At 26.8% G+C, this 21088-nt stretch carries 22 protein-coding genes; 17 read left to right on the top strand and 5 right to left on the bottom strand.

Annotation, left to right across the window (positions count from 1 at the left end; translation table 11 throughout):
* The first annotated feature begins 40 nt into the window (after nt 1–40).
* Nucleotides 41–1417 (top strand): glycoside-pentoside-hexuronide (GPH):cation symporter, encoded by a 1377-nt coding sequence (locus ACEXNK_RS02030; protein WP_373600433.1) that lies wholly within the window; start codon nt 41–43, stop codon nt 1415–1417.
* A gap of 25 nt (nt 1418–1442) precedes the next feature.
* On the opposite strand, the gene ACEXNK_RS02025 is transcribed toward ACEXNK_RS02030, so the two are convergent.
* Nucleotides 1443–2294: an AraC family transcriptional regulator gene (locus tag ACEXNK_RS02025; protein WP_373600432.1), complete on the bottom strand. Its 852-nt coding sequence runs from the start codon at nt 2292–2294 to the stop codon at nt 1443–1445.
* 276 nt (nt 2295–2570) lie between these two features.
* On the opposite strand from ACEXNK_RS02025, the gene ACEXNK_RS02020 reads away from it, so the two are divergent.
* Nucleotides 2571–3668, top strand: a complete 1098-nt coding sequence (locus ACEXNK_RS02020) for a DUF4179 domain-containing protein (protein WP_373600431.1) — start codon at nt 2571–2573, stop codon at nt 3666–3668.
* A 138-nt stretch (nt 3669–3806) separates the two neighbouring features.
* On the opposite strand, the gene ACEXNK_RS02015 is transcribed toward ACEXNK_RS02020, so the two are convergent.
* Nucleotides 3807–4130: a hypothetical protein gene (locus ACEXNK_RS02015; protein WP_373600430.1), complete on the bottom strand. Its 324-nt coding sequence runs from the start codon at nt 4128–4130 to the stop codon at nt 3807–3809.
* Between the two features lie 9 nt (nt 4131–4139).
* Nucleotides 4140–4436, bottom strand: coding sequence for a hypothetical protein (locus ACEXNK_RS02010; protein ID WP_373601537.1), 297 nt, complete (start codon nt 4434–4436; stop codon nt 4140–4142).
* 191 nt (nt 4437–4627) lie between these two features.
* On the opposite strand from ACEXNK_RS02010, the gene ACEXNK_RS02005 reads away from it, so the two are divergent.
* The 7 genes from ACEXNK_RS02005 (at nt 4628) to ACEXNK_RS01975 (ending at nt 10849) form a co-directional block, all read left to right on the top strand.
* On the top strand, nt 4628–5320 hold the full coding sequence (locus ACEXNK_RS02005; protein ID WP_373601064.1) for a response regulator transcription factor: 693 nt from the start codon (nt 4628–4630) through the stop codon (nt 5318–5320).
* A 122-nt stretch (nt 5321–5442) separates the two neighbouring features.
* Nucleotides 5443–6363, top strand: a complete 921-nt coding sequence (locus ACEXNK_RS02000) for an ATP-binding cassette domain-containing protein (protein WP_373601065.1) — start codon at nt 5443–5445, stop codon at nt 6361–6363.
* Nucleotides 6356–7135: an ABC transporter permease gene (locus ACEXNK_RS01995; protein WP_373601066.1), complete on the top strand. Its 780-nt coding sequence runs from the start codon at nt 6356–6358 to the stop codon at nt 7133–7135. Before ACEXNK_RS02000 ends, ACEXNK_RS01995 begins: the two co-directional genes overlap by 8 nt.
* Nucleotides 7136–7154: 19 nt before the next feature.
* A complete protein-coding gene (locus ACEXNK_RS01990; RefSeq protein ID WP_373601067.1) occupies nt 7155–8060 on the top strand; it encodes a sensor histidine kinase in 906 nt (301 codons plus the stop codon).
* 620 nt (nt 8061–8680) lie between these two features.
* Nucleotides 8681–9196 carry a GNAT family N-acetyltransferase gene (locus ACEXNK_RS01985; RefSeq protein ID WP_373601068.1) on the top strand — a complete coding sequence of 172 codons (516 nt, stop codon included), beginning with the start codon at nt 8681–8683 and terminating at the stop codon, nt 9194–9196.
* A gap of 134 nt (nt 9197–9330) precedes the next feature.
* The gene (locus ACEXNK_RS01980) at nt 9331–10398 is read left to right on the top strand and encodes a sulfurtransferase (RefSeq protein WP_373601069.1); all 1068 of its coding nucleotides are present in this window, start codon (nt 9331–9333) and stop codon (nt 10396–10398) included.
* A 16-nt stretch (nt 10399–10414) separates the two neighbouring features.
* Complete coding sequence (locus tag ACEXNK_RS01975) at nt 10415–10849, top strand: hypothetical protein (RefSeq protein ID WP_373601070.1); 435 nt, start codon at nt 10415–10417, stop codon at nt 10847–10849.
* A gap of 88 nt (nt 10850–10937) precedes the next feature.
* Here the strand turns inward: ACEXNK_RS01975 and ACEXNK_RS01970 are convergent, their stop codons facing one another.
* The gene (locus ACEXNK_RS01970; RefSeq protein WP_373601071.1) at nt 10938–12338 is read right to left on the bottom strand and encodes an alanine/glycine:cation symporter family protein; all 1401 of its coding nucleotides are present in this window, start codon (nt 12336–12338) and stop codon (nt 10938–10940) included.
* Nucleotides 12339–12663: 325 nt separating this feature from the next.
* On the opposite strand from ACEXNK_RS01970, the gene ACEXNK_RS01965 reads away from it, so the two are divergent.
* Together ACEXNK_RS01965 and ACEXNK_RS01960 are read left to right on the top strand one after the other, a co-directional pair.
* Nucleotides 12664–13146, top strand: coding sequence for a prolyl-tRNA synthetase associated domain-containing protein (locus tag ACEXNK_RS01965; RefSeq protein WP_373601072.1), 483 nt, complete (start codon nt 12664–12666; stop codon nt 13144–13146).
* 29 nt (nt 13147–13175) lie between these two features.
* On the top strand, nt 13176–13736 hold the full coding sequence (locus ACEXNK_RS01960; RefSeq protein ID WP_373601073.1) for a hypothetical protein: 561 nt from the start codon (nt 13176–13178) through the stop codon (nt 13734–13736).
* A 71-nt stretch (nt 13737–13807) separates the two neighbouring features.
* Here the strand turns inward: ACEXNK_RS01960 and ACEXNK_RS01955 are convergent, their stop codons facing one another.
* Nucleotides 13808–14125 carry a winged helix-turn-helix transcriptional regulator gene (locus ACEXNK_RS01955; protein ID WP_373601074.1) on the bottom strand — a complete coding sequence of 106 codons (318 nt, stop codon included), beginning with the start codon at nt 14123–14125 and terminating at the stop codon, nt 13808–13810.
* A 193-nt stretch (nt 14126–14318) separates the two neighbouring features.
* Between ACEXNK_RS01955 and ACEXNK_RS01950 the strand changes: the two genes are divergently transcribed.
* From ACEXNK_RS01950 to ACEXNK_RS01925, 6 genes are all read left to right on the top strand, one after another.
* On the top strand, nt 14319–15431 hold the full coding sequence (locus tag ACEXNK_RS01950; RefSeq protein WP_373601075.1) for an NADH:flavin oxidoreductase: 1113 nt from the start codon (nt 14319–14321) through the stop codon (nt 15429–15431).
* 353 nt (nt 15432–15784) lie between these two features.
* Nucleotides 15785–16291 carry a PASTA domain-containing protein gene (locus tag ACEXNK_RS01945; protein ID WP_373601076.1) on the top strand — a complete coding sequence of 169 codons (507 nt, stop codon included), beginning with the start codon at nt 15785–15787 and terminating at the stop codon, nt 16289–16291.
* Nucleotides 16292–16433: 142 nt separating this feature from the next.
* Nucleotides 16434–16904, top strand: a complete 471-nt coding sequence (locus tag ACEXNK_RS01940; RefSeq protein WP_373601077.1) for a methylated-DNA--[protein]-cysteine S-methyltransferase — start codon at nt 16434–16436, stop codon at nt 16902–16904.
* A gap of 308 nt (nt 16905–17212) precedes the next feature.
* Entirely contained in the window at nt 17213–18271 is a 1059-nt protein-coding gene (locus tag ACEXNK_RS01935; RefSeq protein ID WP_373601078.1) for an extracellular solute-binding protein, read from the top strand.
* 61 nt (nt 18272–18332) lie between these two features.
* Nucleotides 18333–19388 carry an ABC transporter ATP-binding protein gene (locus ACEXNK_RS01930; protein WP_373601079.1) on the top strand — a complete coding sequence of 352 codons (1056 nt, stop codon included), beginning with the start codon at nt 18333–18335 and terminating at the stop codon, nt 19386–19388.
* A 4-nt stretch (nt 19389–19392) separates the two neighbouring features.
* Entirely contained in the window at nt 19393–21072 is a 1680-nt protein-coding gene (locus ACEXNK_RS01925; protein WP_373601080.1) for an ABC transporter permease, read from the top strand.
* Nucleotides 21073–21088 lie beyond the last annotated feature (16 nt).

The following is a 21088-nucleotide window of genomic DNA, read 5'->3' as shown; positions in this document are numbered from 1 at the left end:
GTTAATTTATAATAGCTAAAAATATAAGGGGAAGAATTATATGAAAAATAATATGGATCAAACTATAGATGGCTCTGTTATAGCAAGTGACAAGCTTTCAGGGTTAGAGAAGGTTGGTTATGCTACAGGGGATTTAGCATGTAACTTAATATTTAGTACAGTTGGAGCGTTTTTAATGTATTTTTATACAGATGTATATGGACTAACTCCAATGGCAGTATCTGTGATTTTTTTAGTAGCGAGAATATGGGATGGTATAAATGATCCTATAATGGGTGTTGTTGTAGATAGAACAAAATCGAAGTATGGAAAATTTAGACCATATCTTTTATACGGATCAGTGCCGTTTGCATTATTAGCTATTTTATGTTTTACAGTACCTGATTTATCTCCTACTGGAAAATTTGCATATGCATTTTGTACTTATATAGGACTGGGAATGGTATATACATTAGTAAATGTACCTTATGGTGCATTAACTTCAGCTATGACACAAGACTCTACAGAACGTGCAAATCTTTCTGTAGTAAGAATGTTCTTTGCATCAGTAGGAACTCTTATAGTAACTTATGGAGTGCCCAAATTAAGTATGATCTTAGGTGGAGGAAATCTGGCTAAGGGGTACCAACAAACAATGATAATATATGGTATAGCAGGTGGGTTGTTATTAGTATTTTGTTTCTTTACAACTAAAGAAAGATATAGTGTAGTAAATGAAGATGGCGAAAAAGCTAGATTTAAAGATATCATAGTTTTACTTAAAAACAATAATCCATTAGTTATATTATCATTAATATTTATATTAATGTTTGGTATTATGTCTATAATGGATGCTGTTGGTATATACTTCTTCCAATACGTATTAGGTAGAGAAGACTTAATACCAACATATATGGTATTAGGAAAAGGTGCTGTATTAGTTGGATATGCAGTAACTCCGCTTTTATTAAAGAAATTTGATAAGAGAGATATAATATTTTGGTTTACAGTAGTTACTTTAGCCCTTCCAATAGGTATGATGTTCTTAGGAAAAGAACAGATAACTTTACTTATGATACTTAGAATAATTCATGGTATAGCTTATTCTAGTACTGGAATAATGTGGAGCTTAGTGCCTGACACTATTGAGTATGGACAATTAAAAACAGGAAAGAGAAGAGAGGGTATAACTTACTCTATAATAGGATTTTTCTTTAAATTTGGAATGGCTTTAGGGGGTCTAGTCCCAGGGTTAGTATTAACTATGACAGGATATGTTGCAAATGCTACTCAAACTCCACAAGCTTTAGCTGGTATTAGAGCTGTAAATGGTATTATACCGGTTATACTTACAATAGGTATGTTAATACTTATAAAGATGTACCCACTAACTGAAAGTAAATGTAGAGAAATAGTAAATGAGTTAAGAAGTAGATAATATATAAAAGGTGATGAATAATTCATCACCTTTTTTTAGTTTCATTTATTTGTTGACGCTTTTGGCTTGGAGTACAATTATATATTTTCTTAAATAATTTCATAAATTGTTTATAATTGTAAAAGCCATTATCATGAATAATATCCAGTATATTATTATCTGTATTTATAAGATCATTATACATTTTTTCAAGTCTGATATTATTTACATAAGATGTAAATGTTATTCCCATGTGTTTTTTAAAAAACCTAGATAAGTATTGAGGGGTTAAGTTTACAACTTCACTTGTCGTCGACAAAGAAATTTGATCTTTATAATTTTCTTTTACATAATCAGTTATACTTTTTAATCTATCAAAGTACTTATCCGTATTCGTACAAGAAACTGAATTTGTAGAAACGGAATAGTTTTCATATAAAATATAGATAAATTCATATAATAAAGCTTTTGAGTTTAATATATGAAGTTGATTTTTTTCATTATATACTTTGTATAATTTAATTAAAATATCTTTTAATTTGTATACATCGCTATTATCAATATCATAGAGTAATTCTTTATAATCAATATATAAATTATTTATATTAGGTATATTGTCTTCTAAAAATTTATAAGGAATTTGAAGAACAATAGATTCATTACCAGAAGAACAAATGGCTGAATGAATTTTTTTGGGATTTAGTATTATTAAATTATGTTCCTTTAAGCTTAATTTTTCATCATCTATAAAAAGATCGAAGCTTCCGTTAAGTACAAGTATAACTTCAAGACTATAATGCCAGTGTTTAGCTGTAAAACTTCCATTGTCAACAGAGAGATAGAGTTTTACACCTATATCATCGTGGATATTTACTGATTCATGTTTAAGTGTATTCATAATATGCTCCTAAATAAAAACTAAAATTTTCATAAATATCTAGTATATATAAATATTATCATATATAAATAAAAAATATTATACAAAAACACTTTAATTGATAGATTTAATTTTATTTTAAATCAATTAAACTCAATTTTAGATACTATTTAGAAGGTGATAGATTAGAAGAAATTGCAGTTGATCATAAAACTAATGTATCAAATTTACATAGCAGATTATCGAGAGGTAGAAAGAAAATTAGAAATAGTATATTTAAAATAGGAGAGTGAAATTATGATAGATAAGTTTAAAATTTTCAATAAAGTAAAAGTAGACACAGATAAATATAAAAAAATAGAAACTGATAATAATGAAATTTTAAAAATAAAAATGAAAGAAAGATTAAACTCATCACAAAGAACGAATAAAAAAAGAAAAAAGACTAATATATTAATATCAACAGTTGCATCTATAGTTATTATAGTTATAGGATTTGGAGTACTTAATCCTTCAGTAGCGATTAATTTTATAAAAAACATATCAGGAATTACAACTATGCTAGATAAAATAAAGGAATCTGTTAATGAGGATTCTAATATTGAATATAATAAAGAAAATAAAAATCAGAAACTTGAAACTACTCCTATCAATGTATCAAGTAAAAGCAATGGATTAGAGATTACTATAGATAATGCAATGTATGATAAAAAGAAAATATATTTAGATATGGTATTAAAAACAGATAAACCTTTAAAGGAAAGTGAATATATAAAAGCTATAGATGATTCGCCTTATGGAGATGGTGAAAAAAATATGTATCTAAACAATTTAAAATTATATATAAATGGAGTTGAGCCAATCTCTTATGGATATGGACCAGGGGTTATTGAATTTATTGATGAATATACTGCTAAATATAGTTTTTTACTAGAACTAGATCCTAGTAATGATATAGATGATGCTAACTTTAACATTAGCTTTGATATATCTAAATATAAACATCCTAATTTTCTAGGGGATATTAAAGGAGAATGGTCTTTTGATTTTAATATTAATGCTATAGATGATATAACTAAACATGTGGAAGTTAACAAAAAAGATGGAGAATATACACTGAAAAGTGTAGATATATCTAACACTTACATCGAGGTTAAAATAGAACTTCCTTTTCAACCAGCTTTAGGAAATCCTCATAATAATTTTATAATAGTTAAGGATGATCAGGGTCGAGAATTAGAAATGTCTACAGGAGCAGATGGAGATAATAAAGTATATACTCAAATAAATGAACTAATAAATATAGGTGAAATACCAAAATATATAGATGTTTTAGTAACTGAAAATCTTGTAGATGTTAAGCCATTATCCAGCTTTAGAGTTGATTTAGAATAATATGAAATCCTTATAAAATATAAAGGGCATATAGGAGAAGATACTTAAAAAATAGCGAGATAAAAATCTCGCTATTTTAATATCATTAATCAACATAGTATTAAAGCATAGCCATTTATTAAAAAATAGAATAAATAACTAATCTATTAAACTAGTATTTTCTAACTCTTTAACAAATTCTCTTTTTATAATAGTATTAGTAATATAAAATAAAGTAATATCATTATCATTAATAGTATATCCTGCTCTAAAGTTGTTTTTATTAACTACAATTTTATATTCAAAAATAGTTAACCCATGTCTTTTTAAATGATAGGCAGGCTTGATTTTATATGGTTTAAAATCTATAAGTTCTGGCAAAGTATTGTAAATATTACTTTTTATATCATTTTCATACATTTTGAACTTGTTGAAAAACCTTTCTATATATTTATTATTATCTATAGTTATATTATAGTTCATATCATTACCTCACATATTTAGTTGTTCAATACTTATAGACGGTATTATTTTTAAAAAATATTTATTGCTTCTAGGAAACTCGATACGCTGTAGCTTTTTTAATAATTTTTCTAATTGATTTAAACTAATATCTTCAAATTTATTATAGTTAAAGCCATCCTCAATAACATCATATATATTTAAATCTTTCTTTATTATAATTACCTTTCTATCTTTTTTGTAAGTTAAAAGTTCTATTTTATCTCCAACTTTAAGTTTAGTTAATTTTTCTATTGGAGTTTTAGTAAATCCTTTTATATCAAACAATTCTATCACCTCGCTTTAATATACATACCCAATATTGAATTATATTAAAGTTTATAAATAAATTTTAAAACAATATAATATCAAATGTTATGAATATAGATTTAGGACTACTAAGTACCAAAATTTGTAAAAAAATAGATTTATTATATAATAAAGAATGTATATTGATACAAGATAGAGGAGAGATCATTGTGGAAAATCGTATTTTGGTAGTTGAAGATGAAGCAGATATAAATAACCTAATAGCAAAAACATTAAAAAAACATGAATATCAAATAACTCAAGCATTTTCAGGTAGTGAAGCATTATTACAGCTATCTATATCTGAATTTGATATAATACTTCTAGATTTAATGTTGCCGGGAATAAATGGTGAAGAATTGATTAATAAAATTAGAATGGAAAAAGAGATTCCTATAATTGTCATAAGTGCAAAAACTGCATTGGAAGATAAAGTAAAGTTACTAAATATAGGTGCAGATGATTATATTACAAAACCTTTTGAATTAGATGAAATTGTAGCTAGAGTAAATTCTCAATTAAGAAGATACAGAAGCTATGGAATTAAAAATAAAGAAAGCAATAATTATAAATTTAAACAACTTATGTTAGAAGAAGAATCAAGACAAGTAACAGTTAACAATGAAATTATACATTTAACAGGACATGAATTTGACATATTGAAAATATTAATTAAAAATCCAGATAAAGTATACTCAAGAGAGTCTTTATATGAGTTGGTTTGGAAAAATGGTTATTATGGAGAAGATAATTCTGTAAATGTTCATATAAGTAATATACGAAAAAAAATAAAAGAAGTAGTAGAAGATGAAGAGTACATAAAAACAGTTTGGGGAATTGGATTTAAACTAAATAACAATTAATAAAAATCTTTAAACTTTCTTTAAACTTTCTTGATTATTTATTAAAAATATTTTTATATCATTATTACTGTAAGAAAAGTTAATTACTTATAAATATTTAAAATATAAGAGGGGCGAAATATATGAAGGAAGTAGTAAAGACTTATAATTTATCTAAAAAGTATGGTAATAGTGATGCTTTATTAGATGTAAATATTACTGTAAATAAAGGTGATATATATGGGTTAGTTGGAAATAATGGAGCTGGGAAAACAACTTTACTTAGAATATTAACAGGTCAATCTGAAGCTAGTAGTGGAAACTTTGAATTATTTTCAAAATCATCACCTAAAGATTTAAGTAGAGAAAGAAAAAATATAGGAGCTATAATTGAGAGTCCATCATTTTATCCAAACCTTACAGTAGAGAAAAATATGGAGTATTATAGAATTCAAAGAGGAATTCCAGGTAAAGATAAAGTTTCTAAAGCTTTAAAGATTGTTAATCTATTAGATGTGAAAAAGAGAAAGTTTAGTCAATTATCTCTTGGGATGAAACAACGATTAGGACTAGCACTTGCAATAATGACTGAACCAGAAATTTTAATTTTAGATGAACCTATTAACGGGTTAGATCCATCTGGAATTATTGAAATTAGAAATTTATTATTAAAACTTAATAAAGAAAAAAATATAACTATAATAATATCAAGTCATATATTAGTTGAACTAGCAAATATTGCAACTTGTTATGGATTTTTAAGCAAAGGTAAATTAGTTAAAGAGATAAGTGCAAAACAACTTAATGAAAATTGTAGAAGCTTTTTAGAAATCAAAGTAACTAATGCTAATAAATTCGCTGCATTGTTAGAACAACAACTAGGATATACAGATTATAAAGTATTACCAGGAGAAATAATACAAATATTTGATAGCAAAAGAGAAGCTATAGAAATAAGTGAACTTGCAATTTCAAATAATATAGGATTACTTAAACTAGATGAAAAAGTTGTAAAACTTGAAGAATACTATATGTCTTTGATGGGAGAGTGTCAAAATGCTTAATTATATAAAAAGTGAAATTTATCGTAATATACACACTAGAGGAAATTATATATTTTTATTTAGTTGTATGGCATTTGCAATTTTCTTGAATGTGGCATTAGGTATGTTTGGCAATGCTCACTCTGATTTTCAATGGGCAAATACTGAATATTCATTTTCAAGTTTTTACACATGGATGGGAGCAATTATGATAATGTGTTTACCGTTAGTATCTATAATTTGTGGCCAAGAGTTTAAAAATAATACTTTGAAAAATTCTATAGCTTATGGAATTTCAAGAAGTCAAATATACTTTGGTAAGTTTTTGATGGAATTAATTATATGTATGATAAACTTGGTATTAATAAGTAGTGCATATGTTATAAGTGGATACTTAATGCTTGAAGATAGTGGAATAATATACTTTAATGAGTTACTTCGTGCTATAACAGCATGTATTCCATTATTTTTAGTTAGTATGGTATTAATACACAGTCTATATTTTATATGTAAAAGCGAGGGAAATGCAAATCTATATTGGGTAATAATAATGATAGTAATACCTAGATTAATGGCACTAGCAGGTAAAAAAATTGATATACTAAAGACAATGGCTAGCTGGATGCCTTTAAATATTGTTGATTACTCCAAATATGATGAGATAAACGATAGACTTATTATGAGTTGGAGCACTCAAGAAGGTTTTATTAAATGTTTTATAATAGGAATAGTTGGAGTGACAATCTTTTATAGTATAGGGTTAATACTATTTAAAAAAAGAGAAATAAGATAAATACAAAGGAGGTGTACAGATGATAAATTTAATTTTAATTATACTTTTGATACCAAGTATTTATTTTTCTGTACGCTTTTTTCTAATATCAAAAAATATTAAAGAAGTAACAAACAATTTAATAGAGATAGATAAAGACTTAGAATGTAATAGAAAACTTAAATTACTCAATCCTGACAAAAACTTTGAAAAATTATTAATAGAGATAAATAAGAACTTAGAACTGTCACAGTTTGAAAAAATTAAATACGTAAATAGAGAATCTGAAATTAGAAAAGAAATTGAAAATATATCACATGATCTAAGAACACCACTAACTTCTATTCGTGGATATCTAGAACTTATAAAAGATAAAACAATAACAGAAAATGAAAAACGAGAGTACATTTCAATAATAGAAAAAAGAGCTAAGGGATTACAAAATTTAATTCAAATATTTTATGATTTGTCTAGGTTAGAAAATAAAGAGTATAGTATTAACTTAGAACCTATAGATATTAATAAAGAGCTAAGAGAGCAATTACTTATTTTTTACAATGATTTTGAAAAAGCTAATATTGATGTTGAAATAAAACTTGATAACAATCCTATATATTCTAACTTAGACAAAAATGCAATAGAAAGAGTTTTTGTAAACTTGATTCAAAATGCTATTAAATATAGTAAAAGTAGCTTTAAGGTGAATTTAGAGAAAATAGAAGAAGTAGTAATTATTACATTTTCAAACGATATACATGATTTAGATAAATATGAAGAAAAATATTTATTTAATAGATTTTATATGAAAGATGATTCACGAAGTAATAAAAGTTCAGGACTTGGACTTACGGTTAGTAAACTTTTGGTAGAATCTATGGGAGGAAATATAAAAGTAGAAATTAAAGAAGAATGGATTGTTTTTGAATTGAGGTTTTTGATAATATAAATAACTATATATTATAAGAAAATACTTGCTGACTATGTTGTTAAAAAGCATAAGAAAAAATAAATAATTAGTAGTTTTTAAAAAAGTATTTATGCTAAAATAAATATTTTTTTCTTATTTTTGGTTAAAAAATTAGTCTGAAATAATGATTTTGATGTCCTTGGAATGCTATTCAATGTCCTTGGAATGGGTAAAAATGTCCATGAAATGGTATGAAATGTCTTTGAAAACTATAAAAATAATGAGTTCATAAAAGTAATAAATCTAACTAATAAAGTTGAGAAAGTAAAAATAAACAAAAAATGACAAAATGTGATGTCCGTGATGTCTATGGAAACTTCCCAAGGACATCACCAAGGACATCGGCTTAGATAAGTTATATCAACGTATTGAATGGGTTGATGTCTATGATGTCTATGGAATTGCCTATAAATATAAAATAAAAAAATATAAAAAAATATATGTATAAATATATATAATATATTACGCGAGTAAATCCCAAAGACATCGAATTAATAAAAATATAAAGTTGTGACAATTATTATAAAAAAGTACTATAATAAAATTATCGTATATATTTAGAATTATTATTAAGAATTATATAAAGTGGGTGTAGATTAATGGGTAAATTGAAATTAGTTTTTCCAAGATTAGAACATGAAGACATTGTTATGGATTATAAAAAAGAGTTTATAGAAAATAATGATAGTATGGACGGAACTGCGGGACTAAGAGATGCACAAACTTTTAAAGAATGGTATGATGCTTTACTAGACAATAAAAGTGAAGAAACTGTAAGAGAAGGATTAGTTCCTGCAACTACATATCTTGCAATAGATAATAATGAGTTAATTGGTATGATAGATATAAGACATAGATTAAACGACTATCTATTAAACTTTGGTGGCCATATAGGATACAGTGTTAGAAAATCTAAAAGAAAACAAGGATATGCAACAGAAATGCTAAAACTAGCTCTAAAAGAGTGCAAAACCTTAGAAATTGAAAAAGTATTAATTACTTGTGATAAAGACAATATTGCATCTTCAAAAACAATTATAAATAATGGCGGCAATCTAGAAAATGAAATAATTAAAGATAAACGTATAACTCAGAGATATTGGATTAATATTTGATGTATAGAAAATATAAATACTACAAAGCTTAAGTATAGAAAATTTCTATAAATATTGGGGAATTGTGAGAATTGTGTTAAAATTAACAAGATAAAATTTTTGTAAACAAAAAGAAAAATAACGGAGGATTAAGCATGAAAAAAAGGTTAATCAGCACATTAGTTTTAGCTTCAATGGTAGCAATATTAGCAGTAGGATGTAACAATTCTTCAAACGATTCTCAAGAAGCAACAAAAGAAAAAACAGATGTAAAAGCAGAGCAAGTAGATACAAAAAAAGTATTTGTAACACCTGAGTGGGTACAAAGTGTAATTGACGGAAATCAACCAGAGTCTAAAAATTACGAGATACTAGAAGTATCATGGGGTACATACAAAGATAGTCCAACTTATACAAAAGGTCATATCCCAGGGGCAATACATGTAGATACTTCAAGTGTTGAATCTGAACCTATTTGGAATATATCAGATCCTAAAGTAGTTGAAAAAAATATGTTAGACTTAGGAATAACAAAAGATAAAACTGTAATTTTATATGGATCAGACATTTCAGCTGTAAGTAGAGTAGCACAAGCTTATCTTTGGGCAGGGGTTGACAATGTAAAAGTTTTAGATGGTGGATATGAAGCATGGGAAAAAGCAGGTTATCCAGTAGAAACTACAATAGAAGAAGCAACACCAGCAAAAGACTTTGGAACAAAAGTACCAGCTAACCCAGATTACATAATGTCTATAGATACAGTTCAAGAGAAATTAAAAAATGATCCTAACTTCCGTTTAGTAAGTATAAGAAGTAAGGAAGAATTTGATGGAAAAACAAGTGGATACACTTATATAGATAGAGCAGGAGAACCTAAAGGTGCAGTTTGGGGACATGCAGGAAGTGACCCTTACAATATGCAAGACTATCTACATGAAGATGGAACTGTTATAACTGCAGATGAAATGCAAAAATTATGGACAGGTTCTGATATTAGTAAAGATAATGAACTTTCATTCTACTGTGGAACAGGATGGAGAGCATCTGTACCTTGGTTAATAGCATATGATGCAGGATGGAACAACATGTCTGTTTATGATGGTGGTTGGAATGAGTGGCAAATGGATGAAAAACTTCCAGTACAAGTAGGAGATCCTAATGGTGGAAATGTTCAATATACTACAGTAGACAAACTACCAACAGATAAGGCAGCAAAAAAATAAGTTAAGGTTGATATAAATGAAAATAGCAAAAAAGATTTTTTATATACTAATTACGATTTTACAAGTTTGTATGTTAATTGGAGCATACATGGTAAACTATTTTACACAAAATAAAATGGGAATGTTAAGACATGTAGTTCATAAAAACTATATTTGGGAAAATACATATCCTATAGAAACTATAAAATATACAGTTATAATATCTCTTATAGTATTAATGATAGGAGTACTCATACTATATCTAAAGAGAAAGTCTAATTTAAATAAGTTAGTAACTGTTATGACGATTGTTATGGTTATATGTGTACTTTCATTTACAGGATTTACACTAATATATTCAGCAGAAGAAATGAGAGCATTTTACTATGTAAGTGCTATATTATGCATAATGACATTAGTCCAAATAATTAAGACGTTTATAGGTATTATTTGGTTTAAAAAAGAAAAATAATAAAACTGGATTTAAATAAAAAAGCACATTAAGTTAGAAAAAATATTTATAACTTAATGTGCTTTTTTTATTTGTAATTTATATTTATTTATATATTACTTTTTTTCTTTTTCTTAGAACTAATTCCACCATTTATATCGATATATTCTTTATGAACCGCTTTAACTACAGTTGTAAGGGCTAATAGACCAATTAAGTTTGGTACAACCATAAGTCCATTAAACATATCAGACATAGTCCATACAAGAGAAACTTCACCTAAAGTACCTAATAAAACACAAAGACATACAAGTACTCCATACACTTTAACGGCTTTTGCTCCAAATAGATATTTTATATTGGCTTCACCAAAGAAGTACCAACCTATTATAGTAGAGAATGCGAAGAAGAACATACAAATTGCTATAAAGATATCTCCAAATTTACCGAATACTGATGAGAAACCTGCTTGAGTAAGAGCCGTACCGATTAATGAACCGTCTGGAGTTACTGAACGAGTTGTTATAATAACTAAAGCAGTTAAATTTAATATAACAAAAGTATCTATAAATACTCCCATCATTGCAACAAATCCTTGTTCTGAAGGATGATTAACTTTTGCAACTGCATGAGCATGTGGAGTAGAACCCATACCTGCTTCGTTAGAGAATAATCCACGAGCAACACCTTTAGTCATAGCTTGTTGAATAGTAGCACCAACAACACCACCAGCTATTGATTGAGGGGCAAATGCTCCTACAAATATTTCTTGGAATGCTAATGGGATATTTCTGAAATTAACTAGTATAACTATTAAAGAACCTATTATGTAAAATAATGCCATTATTGGAACTATTGTTTCTGTAACTTTAGCAATTCTACTTATACCACCTGAAAATACTGCAAAAGCTAATACAGCTAGTAGTATACCTATTATAAGTGGATTTATACCAAAGGCTGTATCAAAAGCGGCTGCAATTGAATTTGACTGAACAGCATTTCCCATAAATCCTAAAGCTAATATTATAAATACTGCGAATGAACTTGCTAAAATTTTACCAAACTTACCTTTAAAAGCGGCTTCAATATAATAAACAGGACCACCTGTTACAGTTTTATCTTCGCCAATTTTCTTATACTTTTGAGCCATTACAGCTTCAGCATAAATTGTTGCCATACCGAAAAATGCACTAACCCACATCCAAAATATTGCTCCAGGACCACCAACAGCAATAGCTGTAGCAGCACCTGCTAAGTTACCAGTACCAACTTGTGCAGCAATCGCAGTAGCTAATGACTGAAATTGTGACATACCTTCGTTGGTAGCAGCCTCCTTCTTTTGGAATAATCCCCCAAACGTTCTTCTAAAGCCTTCTCCAAAACCTTTAATTTGAATGAATCCTAATTGAAACGTGTACCAAATTCCTGTACCTACAAGTAAAACAAGCAAGATGTTTTTGTCCCATAGTATATTGTTTACTGCTGATACAATGTTCATTAAAAAATCCATTTACATTACCCCCTATATTTATACTATATCAATTGATTCTCTAAATAGTATGAATATTCCTTTTTTAAAAAATATAAAAAAAATTTTTTATAGCAAGAAATAACAAAATAATAAATTTATACAATTTTAAAGAAATTTAGTTAAGAATTTAACTAAAAAAATCGGATTTATAATATAGATTAAAAGTTTACATAATGAAAATTATGTATTAAAATGGGATCGTATTAATATCAATAAGTAAAAAAATCATTAGATATTTTATAGCTTTATATAAATTAAAATATATGTCATAATAGATTTATATAAACGCAATAGGGGTGCAACTATGAAAAAAGAAATATACTTAAAACTTGATGAACTAAGCATAAAATATAAGGTATTAGAACATGAAGAAGTATTTACAGCAGATGAGTTTTATGAAGTTACAAAAGATATGCCAGGGTACCACTGTAAGAACTTATTTTTAAAAAACTCTAATAAAAGTGTAAATTACTTATTAGTAGCAAAGCATGATAAAGCAGTAGATTTAAAAAAAGTAAGATCACAAATTGGTAGTACTAGGCTTTCATTTGATTCAGCAGAGAACTTATATGAAGTATTAAAGGTTACGCCTGGAAGTGTAAATCCTTTTAGTATAATAAATGATTTAGATAGCAAGGTAGAAATGTTAATAGATAGTGAACTATTAGATGGGCAAAACCTTAATTTTCACCCTGCAATAAATACAGAAACTTTTAATATATCAGGTGAGGACTTTAGTAAATTTTTAAATCATATCGAAAATAATGTTACTAAAATTGATATATAGAATTAACCAAAAAAATTCTGGAGGAAGACATGAAAACGAAAGAATTAAAAATAATAGCTAAAGGTTTAAACGATTTAAACTGTAAATGGGGAGTAGGCGGTTCTGTTATGCTAAATCATTATGATTTAGTAGATAAACCAAATGATATTGATATTTTAGCAGATCCAGATTATGTAGATAAAATAAAAGCATTTATGGACACTGTTGGTGAATATGTAGAATTGCCATCAAAAGAACCATTTGAAACTGACGAATTTTTTGGCTATATTGTAGAGGATACGATGGTAGAGTTTTTGTGTGGATTTAAGATAAATCTAGGCAATGAAAATATGTATGAATTTTTATTAGATGAGGATTCTATTGTTGATAATATGATTTTAGATGGAGTTAAGATAAATTTAACAACTCCAGAAGATTGGTTTGTAGCATATAGTGTTATGAAAGATCCTAAAAATAGAATTCCTTTATTAAAAGAGTTCTTTAAAAAATATGGATTGAATCATAGAAATTTATTACAAAGAAATTTAAATCAAGATTTACCTAAAATTATAAAAGATGAAATAAATGAATTATTACTACTAAGTAAATAAATTAAAAAAGGTGTCTCAAATATATAGTTTTGTAAAACTACTAAAAATTTGAGATACCTTTTGAATTTTATTTAAAAGTATTTTTCACCAAGCGCTTCTATCTGTTTTAAAACTATTGCATACTCTCGCCCTTTTTCTGTAAGTGAGTATTCTACTCTAGGTGGTAATTCATCGTAAACCTTTTTATGTATTAAACCAGCATCCTCTAACTGTTTTAACTTTTCATTTAAAACTTTATGGCTAACTCCCGGAGTTATTCTTTGTAATTCTAAAAATCTTTTTGTACCTTCAAGTAAATGACAAAGTATAACAGCTTTCCATTTTCCTCTTATAACATCAAATGCCCAATCTAACTTGCATACATATTTCTTATTATCTTTTATGATCAAAAAAATCACCTCATTACATTTATCATAATCTTATTTATTGTAATCTATTTTGCTTATTAATATAATACTAACTTTTAGGTAAGTATACAAAAGCAAATCTATAATAGACACTTACTTAAAAGTGCATACTACAAAAAGAAATTATAAGGAATTATACTAAAGCTACCAATCAAAAAATAATTAGGAGGCATGTATGAAATCTTTATTTGATAAAACTAAACTATTGAATGTTAATATGAAAAATAGATTTATAAGAGGTGCTTTATGGGAAGCTTTAGCAGATGAAAAAGGACATATGACACCAGAATTGTCTAATATATATGAAGAACTAGCAAAGGGAGGAGTAGGAACTATAATAACAGGGTATGCATTTATAACTAAAGATGAACAGCCAAATCCTGGAATGATGGGTATATATGATGATTCTTTTATACCTGAATATAAAGAGTTTACAGATAAAATTCATAAACTTGGAAGTAATATAATAATGCAAATAGTTTATGGTGGATTTATGACTGATTTTAACGTTGGAGAAAGAACTATATGGGGACCATCAACCATAAAAAATGAAATTACAAATACATGGGCAAATGAAATAAGCAAAGATGAAATAAAATATTTAGTCAACTCCTATAAAAATGCTGCTCGTAGAGTTAAAGAAGCTGGATTTGATGGAGTTGAGATACATGCAGGGCATGGATATTTAGTTAGTCAATTTTTATCACCATATTACAATAAAAGAGAAGATGAGTATGGGGGAAGTATAGAAAATAGAGGAAGAATTATTTTTGAGATATATCAAGCTATGAGAGCAGAAGTAGGTACTGAATTTCCAATACTTATAAAGTTAAATTCTGCTGATTATATACAGGAAGGTGGTTTAACTCAAGAAGATAGTTTGTATGTAGCAAAAAAACTAGCACACTTAGGAATCGATGCAATAGAAGTAACTGGAGGAAATGAGTCTATAAAAGAAGTTGTAAATAATAATTTAGGGCCTGCTAGAACAAAGGTTGTTATATCTAAAGAAAGAGAATCTTATTTTAAAGATTATGCAAGTAAACTAGCTGATATAGTTAATATACCAATTATACTAATTGGAGGAAATAGACACTTTGAAGTTATGGAAGATATATTAAATAATACAAATATAGAGTACTTTAGTTTAGCGAGACCTTTAACAGCAGAGCCGGATTTAATAAACAAATGGGATAATGGAGAGATAAAAAATCCAAAATGTGTATCATGTAATAAGTGTTATACAACACCTGGAAAGAGATGTATTTTAAATATAAGAGGTATATAAATAATAAAAGTAGAGATTATCTATACTTAGATAATCTCTACTTTTATTATTTATTAAATGTTGATATACAAAGAATAAATCCAAGTATAGCAATTATTAAATAAAAGATATTAATAGAGCTTTATAATTAAAATAATATAATTTAAAATTAAAAAAACAATTACCTAGTAGATATGAATAAAAAGTGAAATAAGTTACAATATTTATACAAATACAAAATAAAATTAAAGTTTACGAACACATTAACGATAACAATAAATAGGTATTACATATTAAATAACTATTTTAAACTGAAGTCTAAAGAGATTTAGACTTATAAATATGAAAAAATCAAATGAAGAAAGGCGTAACACATGAAGAAAGTAGCAATTATAAGTATTGTAGTATGCGTTATAAGTTTAGCTTTAACAGGTGGACTATTGATGAAAAAGTTAAATAATGACGATGCTAAAAAAGATAAAACAGAAAAAGTAGTAGCAAAAACTGAAGAAAAGAAAAAGACTGAGAAAAAAGAACCAAAAGACAAAAAAAGTGAAACTAAAAAAGAAGAGAAGAAAGATAAAAAAGAAGAGAAAAAATCAGGAACAACAGCAGAAAAAACAAGTGGTAAAAAAGCTCCTAATTTTGAAGGTAAAGACCAAGTTGAAGTATATGAATTTGCACAAAAACATAATATAAATTATTCACTAGGTCAAGCAGTACCAACATCTAAATATGATTTAAGAGGTAAGGTTGCAAGTCAATCGATAAAACCAGGGGATATTATTCCAAAGGATCAAGAATTAATATTACAAATATATGTATATATTGAGCATTATGACCAAGTTAAAAAACAAGACAGATTAGCAAATGAAGTTTAAAATAGATAAAAAAGCAGGTATTTAGAGCCTGTTTTTTTAATACTTAAGCTAATTTACTAATAATATAAATTGAAATATAATAAAAACTAAATAACTAGTATAATAAATATAAACAATTCAATTATATTAAAGGAGCGTAGTTATGGAACAAAAATATTATTATTACTATGATTCGCCTATTGGAATATTGGAAATAAGCACAACAGAAGAAGTACTAATTTCAATATTATATGTAGATGAAAAAAAAGAAAATACATATAAGCCTGAGATTTTAAAAGAAACAATTAAGCAATTAGAAGAATATTTTAATGGAGATAGAAAAGAGTTTGATATAAGATTTAAGCTAAAGGGAACAGAGTTTCAAGAGAAAGTATGGAATGCTTTAACTGAGATACCTTATGGAGATACCGTATCATATAAGTATATTGCAACAAGAGTAGGTAATGAAAAAGCAGTAAGAGCTGTAGGAAATACAAATGGTAGAAATATTATAAATATAGTTGTACCATGCCATAGAGTTATAGGAGCTAATAAAAAGCTTACTGGATATGGTGGGGGATTAGATAGAAAACAATGGTTATTACAACATGAAGAAAAATTTTCGAAAGAATAGGACTCATAGAGTCTTATTTTTTTTGAATTTAATTGTAAATATTTATTTATAATATATGTATTTAAAATGAAATTAACTATTAAAAAAAGCTTTATAACTAACATTTTATTGGTAAAAAATATCTAATATTAAATAAAAAAATTTTCTATATTAACAATTATAATTATAGATTTTATCTATAGTTGTAATTGCTACTATAGAAAATAACTTTTGGAATTTAAAATAAACACATGATAATATCTAGTTGGGGTAAATGTAATAATTAACAAATCAAAAACAATTCTATTAAAGCGAAACAGGGGGAAAAAATGAAGAAAAGAAGAATAATGAGCTTCATAATTGGAGCAAGCTTAGTATTAGCATTAACAGGGTGTAGCTCAAAAGCAGACACGAAAGAAAATTCGCAAAATTCAAACTTAGAGGAAAAATTAGTTATATACTCAACTCATCCAGAAGACTTACTAGAATCAGTAGCAACTGATTTTGAGAAAGAAACAGGTGTTAAAGTTGAATTTATAAATTTAAAAGGGCAACTAGCAGAAAAAATTGAAGCAGAGAAAAATGATCCACAAGCTGATATAATGTATGGAGGGTCTTCAGCTACATATTTAGAACTTGCTAGCAAAGATGTATTTGAAAAAACACAACCATCATGGGCAAAAGATTTAGACCCACTATTCAAAAGTAAAGATGATTTATGGTATGGAACTATACAAACACCAGTAATGATGTTTTACAATAGTGAAATGCTAAGTAAAGATCAAGCACCTAAAGATTGGAGCGATTTAGCAGATGCAAAATTTAAAGATCAACTAGTATTTAGAAATGCAGGATCATCTTCAGCAAAAGCAACATATTCAAGTTTACTATATCAATATGACAAAGAAGGAAAAATGGCTGAAGGTTGGGAATATATGAAAAAGCTAGATAATAATACAAAGAAATATTATGAAAGTGGATCTTTGCAATTCCAAGCTATTGGAAGAAAAGAAGCATCTGTTAGTTTTGCAGTATTAAGTTCAATAATAGACAATAAAAATAATGGACTACCACTTGAAATAGTGAATGCGACAAGTGGAAACCCTGTAATAACTGATGGGGTAGCTAAAATTAAAAACTGTAAAAATCCAAAAGCAGCCGATGCATTTATGGACTATATAGGAAGTGTTGATACACAAGCTAAAATAGCTAATGAATTTGATCGTATGCCAACGTTAGAAGCAGCTATTAAAAAGTCTCCTAAATGGATGCAAGATGCAAAATATAAAGTTATGGATGTTGATTGGTCTGTAATTGCTGAAAAACAAGGTGAATGGATGCAAAAATGGGATTCTGAAATAAAAGACTCAAATAAAGATATAAAATAATTAAAGGAGGCATACAAATGCCTCTTTTTGTAGTATGAAAATATAAAGGAGAATTAAAAAGTTGAAAGGACTTAGTATAAATAATATAAAAAAAGTATTTGAAGATACAGTTGCGATAAATGATGTAAGTTTTGATATAAAAGAAGGAGAATTTTTTACGTTTTTAGGACCTTCAGGATGTGGTAAAACAACTTTACTTAGAATAATAGCAGGATTTGAGAAGCCTGAAGTAGGTAGTATTTTTATAGGAGATACAGAAATAACAAAAATTCAATCCGAAAAAAGAGAAGTAGGACTAGTATTTCAAAATTATGCTCTATTTCCACACATGAATGTATATGAAAATATTGCATACGGTCTTAAAATAAAAAAGTTAAGTAAAAAAGATATTCAAAATAAAGTTTTAGATACATTAAAATTAGTAAGGTTAGAGGGTTATGAAAAAAGAAAAATAACTGAATTATCTGGTGGAGAACAACAAAGAGTAGCTTTAGCAAGGGCGTTAGTAATAGAACCTAAGGTTCTTTTATTAGATGAACCATTATGTAATTTAGATGCTAAATTAAGAGATGAAATGAGAAATGAAATTAAAGAACTGCAGAGAAAACTAAGAATAACAACTATATTTGTAACTCATGATCAAAATGAAGCATTAACTATGTCGCAAAGAATTGCAATATTTAATAAAGGAAAATGTATGCAGATAGGAACACCTAAAGAAGTTTACTCTAATCCTAAAAATAGATTTATTGCTAACTTCATAGGTGTTAGCAATATTTTTAGTATAGAAAAATACATAGAAGAATTAGAATGTTCAACAGTTTACATTAGCAAAAATATAAAATTAATTACAAATAAAGAAGTTAAGGGTAAATTTTTATTAATAAGACCAGAACATATAAATATATCAAAAGCAAAACAAGGATTACAAAATGAATTAAAAGGTGTTATCCAAAACATACAATTTAATGGAAATATTAACGAATATGTTGTAAAAGTAGATAATGTAAGTTTAAAAATTAGCAAAATGAACTCTTTTAATACCGAAGAATTTAACATAAATGAAGAAGTATTTATTGAAGTACCAAAAGATGCAATAAAAATTTTACAGGAGTAGAAGTATGATTAAAAAACTAAAAGATAATAAAACTAACATATTTAAAATTCTAATTTTATTGGGTGTACTTTGGATATTAATTGGATACATTCTTTTCCCAGCTTTTAGAACTTTAATTTTAAGCATTAAATCAGATAATGGATTCACTCTAAATTCTTACAAAGAATTTTTCTCTATACAAGCAAATGTTGTAGCTTTAAAAAATACAATTTTATTAGGTGTAGCATCTGTAATTGCTTGTGGCATAGTAGGTACATTTCTGGCATTTATAGTAACTTACTTTAAATTTCCACTTAAAAATATTATTAGTAAATTATTACTAACACCAATTATGGTGCCTGGGATAATAATAGTTTTAGCTTTTATTCAACTATATGGAGAAAGTGGGATTATAACAAAATCTATAGAAAGTGTTTTTAACTTAAGTGAAATTCCTTTTAGATTTACAGGGTTTTGGGGAATATTGTTTGTACATGCATATACTCAATATGTGTATTTCTTTATGAATATATCTGTTGCAATAAAACATATAGATTATTCTTCCATAGAAGCTGCTAAAAATTTAGGTGCTAGTAAGTTTTATATATTTAAAACTATAATAATCCCGTTTATAAAGCCAGCATTAATAGCTTCAAGTTTAATTACATTTATAACGTCAATAGGTTCATTTTCAGCGCCTAGTTTAATTGGAGATAGATATAAAGTTATTACAACTCAAATGTTATTTGCAAAATCGAATAATAGAATGGATATAGCTTCTGTACAAGTGGTAATCTTAACTTTTATAGCAATAACATTTTTATTAATATGTAGATATTATGAAAAGAAATCTTCAATACAAGAAGTTGTAAAAGGAACACCTATAAAAGAAGTTGAAATTCAAAATAAATTATTAAAAAATATGTTTACAATAATCAGTTTTATAATAATTATTTTTATTTTATTACCAGTTATAACTATATTTATACTATCTTTTGTGACACCTGGAAGTTGGTTAATAGAAATTTTCCCAAAAGAGTTTTCAATAGATAACTATATAAGTATTTTTACAAAATCTAGAACTTTTAAACCGTTTTTAAACAGTATAAATATGTCTATAATAGCTGCAATTATTGGAGTTTTGGTTTCAATAATTTGTTCGTATATAATTGTAAAAACTAAAAGTAGATTAAAATTAATAATAGAAATACTAGCTATGTTACCTCTTGCGATACCAGCAAGTGCTATAGCTGTAAATTTGATAAATGCATTTAATCAGCCTAATATTTTTTCTTTTAATCAATCGCTAGTTGGAAAATATATGATATTGCCAATTGCATATTTTATAGGGGTATTACCATTTATATTTAGAAGTACGAATTTATCAATGTATAATTTAAACCCTACTTATGAAGAAGCCTCTAAGAGTTTGGGAGCTAGTTTTTGGCATACCTTAAAAAGTGTAACTATACCAATTATAAAACCAGGTATAATAGCAGGTGTATTACTTGGATTTGTAAAAAGTGTAGGAGAATATACAAGTTCAGCTTATTTATACAATATAAATAATAAACCAGTCTCAATTGCTATGGTTAATGGAGTTTTTGAATATCAGATAGGATTAGCTATGGCTTATGGTGTACTTGTAATATTAATAACTACCATATTAAGTTTCTTTATTCAAAAAATAGGAAAAATTAATTAATAGTCGAAATTGCTTG

Source organism: Paraclostridium bifermentans, from assembly GCF_964259345.1.
GTDB lineage: Bacteria > Bacillota > Clostridia > Peptostreptococcales > Peptostreptococcaceae > Paraclostridium > Paraclostridium bifermentans_B.
The sequence above is the reverse complement of the archived record's forward strand: the minus strand, read 5'-3'. Positions and strand labels throughout refer to the sequence as shown.

Coding starts and splice junctions, on each gene's coding strand:
- ACEXNK_RS01980 (WP_373601069.1), top strand. CDS start 9,331: ATGAAAAAAAGGTTAATCAGCACATTAGTTTTAGCTTCAATGGTAGCA.
- ACEXNK_RS01975 (WP_373601070.1), top strand. CDS start 10,415: ATGAAAATAGCAAAAAAGATTTTTTATATACTAATTACGATTTTACAA.
- ACEXNK_RS02000 (WP_373601065.1), top strand. CDS start 5,443: ATGAAGGAAGTAGTAAAGACTTATAATTTATCTAAAAAGTATGGTAAT.
- ACEXNK_RS01970 (WP_373601071.1), bottom strand. CDS start 12,338: ATGGATTTTTTAATGAACATTGTATCAGCAGTAAACAATATACTATGG.
- ACEXNK_RS01985 (WP_373601068.1), top strand. CDS start 8,681: ATGGGTAAATTGAAATTAGTTTTTCCAAGATTAGAACATGAAGACATT.
- ACEXNK_RS01965 (WP_373601072.1), top strand. CDS start 12,664: ATGAAAAAAGAAATATACTTAAAACTTGATGAACTAAGCATAAAATAT.
- ACEXNK_RS02025 (WP_373600432.1), bottom strand. CDS start 2,294: ATGAATACACTTAAACATGAATCAGTAAATATCCACGATGATATAGGT.
- ACEXNK_RS01960 (WP_373601073.1), top strand. CDS start 13,176: ATGAAAACGAAAGAATTAAAAATAATAGCTAAAGGTTTAAACGATTTA.
- ACEXNK_RS01940 (WP_373601077.1), top strand. CDS start 16,434: ATGGAACAAAAATATTATTATTACTATGATTCGCCTATTGGAATATTG.
- ACEXNK_RS01950 (WP_373601075.1), top strand. CDS start 14,319: ATGAAATCTTTATTTGATAAAACTAAACTATTGAATGTTAATATGAAA.
- ACEXNK_RS02020 (WP_373600431.1), top strand. CDS start 2,571: ATGATAGATAAGTTTAAAATTTTCAATAAAGTAAAAGTAGACACAGAT.
- ACEXNK_RS01990 (WP_373601067.1), top strand. CDS start 7,155: ATGATAAATTTAATTTTAATTATACTTTTGATACCAAGTATTTATTTT.
- ACEXNK_RS01945 (WP_373601076.1), top strand. CDS start 15,785: ATGAAGAAAGTAGCAATTATAAGTATTGTAGTATGCGTTATAAGTTTA.
- ACEXNK_RS01935 (WP_373601078.1), top strand. CDS start 17,213: ATGAAGAAAAGAAGAATAATGAGCTTCATAATTGGAGCAAGCTTAGTA.
- ACEXNK_RS01995 (WP_373601066.1), top strand. CDS start 6,356: ATGCTTAATTATATAAAAAGTGAAATTTATCGTAATATACACACTAGA.
- ACEXNK_RS02030 (WP_373600433.1), top strand. CDS start 41: ATGAAAAATAATATGGATCAAACTATAGATGGCTCTGTTATAGCAAGT.
- ACEXNK_RS02015 (WP_373600430.1), bottom strand. CDS start 4,130: ATGAACTATAATATAACTATAGATAATAATAAATATATAGAAAGGTTT.
- ACEXNK_RS01925 (WP_373601080.1), top strand. CDS start 19,393: ATGATTAAAAAACTAAAAGATAATAAAACTAACATATTTAAAATTCTA.